Source organism: Pseudomonas sp. SF2 (genome assembly GCF_036858055.1).
In the GTDB taxonomy this organism is placed as follows: Bacteria; Pseudomonadota; Gammaproteobacteria; order Pseudomonadales; family Pseudomonadaceae; genus Aquipseudomonas.
Window position 1 is genome coordinate 1 of sequence record NZ_JAMBDI010000080.1, and the last position, 1,847, is coordinate 1,847.

Sequence of the window (1,847 nt, forward strand, 5' to 3'; positions counted from 1 at the left end):
CCCTCTCAAGACACAAGCGGGCATGCCCGCGAAGAACCCTGCGCGGTGGATGGCACCGGCTGCGCCGGTGTTCGCGGGCACGCCCGCTCCTACAGGTATCGCGCAGATTTCCTTTGGGAGCGGGCATGCCGGCGAAAAGGCCGCAACGGGCTGGCTTCAACGCTCCAGGTAATGGGTCTGCGCGGCAAAGTCGATGAAGCGCTTGCTGGCCAGCGACAGGTATTCCCCCGAGCGCCAGCACAGCCTGAAGCTCATCAGCTGCGCCGGGCGGAACGGTACGCCGACGATGCCCGGCGTGCGCTGTTGCACCGAGCGCAGCAGGGTCGCCACGCCCATGTTGTCCAGCGCGGCCTGCACCACCAGCGATACGAAGTTGCTTTGCAGCGCCACCTGGTAAGTGATGCCATGTTCGGCGAAGAACGCGTCCAGCAGGTGGCGCTGCACGAAGGTGCGGTCGAACACCACCATGTCGGTATTGCGCAGGTCTTCGGCTGTAAGGAAGGCCTTGCCGGCATAGGGATGGTCAGGGTGCATGCACGCCAGCATCTCATCGCTGCCCAGCAGGATCGATTCCTTGTCGGGCGGCACGCGCCTGGACTCTAGCAGTGCCAGGTCGATTTCCCGTTGTTCCAGGCGATGGCCAATGTCCTCGGCGCTGCCTTCGAACACGGTCATGGCTATGCCCGGGTACAGCTTGCGGAAGGCGTTCATCAACCCGGGCACATAGTGCAGGCCGAACATCGGCGGGATACCCAGGCGTACTTCGCCGCGTTTCAGGTCGGCCATGTCGCGCAGTTCCTGCCGGGCCACATCCATTTCGCGCAGGGCCGATTCGATACGTGGCAGGAACCGTTCGCCCTCGGCCGTCAGGATGACTTTGCGCGTGGTGCGGTTGAACAGGGTCACGCCCAGTTCTTCTTCAAGGCGGGTAACGGCCATGCTCAGTGCCGGCTGGGCGATATGCAGGTGCTGCGCGGCTTTGGTGAAGCTGCCTTGGCGTACGATCTCGACGCAGCAGCGCAATGCCTTGAGGTTCATTGAGGGGGGTTACCGTTCATAACAAACTGTGATGCCACGCATCATAACAATATATTTATTATTATTAACCAGAGGGCCTACGATGCGCGCCACTGAGACATCCTGCAACATCTCAGTCACGCAGCTTAATAAATCTGCAATCCCACAAAGATTTTGAGGTAGTACCCCAAATGGCCAAGGCCGCCGATGTCGTTGTGCAATGCCTGGAAAACGAAGGTGTCGAGTATGTGTTCGGCATTCCCGGTGAGGAAAACCTCGACCTGCTCGAATCCCTGCGCAAGTCGAAGATCAAGCTGGTACTTACCCGTCACGAGCAGTCCGCAGGTTTCATGGCTGCTACCTATGGTCGCCTGACCGGCAAGACCGGCGTCAGCCTGTCGACCCTCGGCCCTGGCGCCACCAACCTGGTCACCGCCAGCGCCTACGCCTACCTGGGCGGCATGCCGATGATGATGATCACCGGCCAGAAGCCGATCAAGAAGTCCAAGCAGGGCCGCTTCCAGATCATCGACGTGTGCGGCATGATGGACCCCATCACCAAGTACACCCACCAGTTTGCCTCGGCCGACAACATCCCGGCCCGTATGCGCGAAGCCTTCCGCCTGGCTGAAGAAGAAAAGCCGGGCGCCGTGCACCTGGAGCTGCCGGAAGACATCGCTGCCGAGCAGACCGACGCACTGCCAATCCCGCCAAGCCTGCACCGCCGTCCGCTGGCCGAGCACGTGGCGATCGACGCTGCCGTGCAAAAGCTGAAAAACGCCCGTAACCCGATCCTGGTGATCGGCGCTGGCGCCAACCGCAAGATGACC

2 protein-coding genes are annotated in these 1,847 nt (G+C 61.5%); one reads left to right on the forward strand and one right to left on the reverse strand.

Going from position 1 to position 1,847, the window contains the following annotated elements; all coding sequences use genetic code 11:
* Window positions 1-156: 156 nt before the first annotated feature.
* Window positions 157-1,038 carry a LysR family transcriptional regulator gene (locus M2S36_RS24890; RefSeq protein ID WP_207837349.1) on the reverse strand — a complete coding sequence of 294 codons (882 nt, stop codon included), beginning with the start codon at window positions 1,036-1,038 and terminating at the stop codon, window positions 157-159.
* Between the two features lie 170 nt (window positions 1,039-1,208).
* Here M2S36_RS24890 and M2S36_RS24895 point away from each other — a divergent pair.
* Window positions 1,209-1,847 (forward strand): thiamine pyrophosphate-binding protein (locus M2S36_RS24895; protein WP_333958017.1); only part of this gene is annotated, 639 nt, incomplete at its 3' end.